Origin of the sequence: Nonomuraea aridisoli, assembly GCF_003236395.1 — a bacterium.
Taxonomy (GTDB): Bacteria; Actinomycetota; Actinomycetes; order Streptosporangiales; family Streptosporangiaceae; genus Nonomuraea; species Nonomuraea aridisoli.
The window spans coordinates 1-949 of the sequence record NZ_POUD01000598.1 but is presented as its reverse complement, the minus strand read 5'-3'; the positions used below and the strand labels follow the sequence as shown (position 1 = coordinate 949).

Genomic DNA, 949 nt, shown 5'->3' with positions numbered 1-949 from the left:
CTTCGGGGGATCGCGGCGGCGTTGTTGGGGGAGCGGCGGTCGCGGCGGGTGGCGCTGCGGGTGCTGGCGTGGACGGGATCTCTGCCCAGCGGCGGGTGGGCGGTCGCGCGGTTGCTCGGGCATCGGCACCCGCCGTCGCACCTGGCGGGCACGGTGAGCGGTGTGGCGGTGCGGAGCCGGCTGGGCGCGGTGGTACCGCCTCACCTGGCGCGGGACGCCGTCCGGGCGCTTCCCCCGCTCGGTGCCGGGCTGATCCTGGTGGAGCCGGTGGGGCTCGCGGACGTCCCCCTGGTACGCGAGGCGGCGAGGCGCCGCCGCGTGCCGCTGCTGGTCCGGACGAGCGACCGCGCCGTGGCCGCCGCCCTGGCACCCGGCGTGGACGCCGTCCTCCCGGCCGCCGCTGACATGCCCCACTCCGCACACGACGCCCTCCCCGACAACGGCTCAGTCCTTGCGCACGAGCGGGGGCAGTGGCCGGTCCAAGAACCCTTCCCGGTGAACGGCCCCTGCCCGGTCGAGAACCCCAGCCGGGCGTGCGGCTCCGTTCCGGTGGACGGCGATCGCCGGTTGGATGGCTCCGTTCCGGTGGGTGGCGGTCGATGGGTGGACGGTTGGTGTTCGGTTGAGGGGCCCGTTCGGGCGGGCGGCGTGCGGTCCGGGGACGGTTGCCGGCGCGCGTACGGCTGGTTTTCACCGGGCGGGTGCGTGCATGCGCGCAGCACCCTCAGCGTGTTCGGCCCACTGACGGTGGAGGAGTCTCGCCCGGCGGATGGGGCGCTTGGGCGGGACGGTGCTGGGAGTGGGGACGGTGCTGGGGTCCGGGATGGTGGGCTGTCGGTGCACGATCTCAGAACCGAGGTCGTGTCTGCGTTCGGCGGAGCCTGGGGTGGCGGTGCGTTTGCTGGCGGATCCGAGGGTGGTGGTGGTCGCCACGCCGGAGGTGCTGGTC

The 949-nt window shown here is 75.1% G+C and carries 1 protein-coding gene; it reads right to left on the bottom strand.

Features of this window, described 5'->3' with window-relative positions; genetic code table 11:
- Window positions 1-690: 690 nt before the first annotated feature.
- Window positions 691-949 (bottom strand): hypothetical protein (locus C1J01_RS51755; RefSeq protein ID WP_220040502.1); only part of this gene is annotated, 259 nt, incomplete at its 5' end.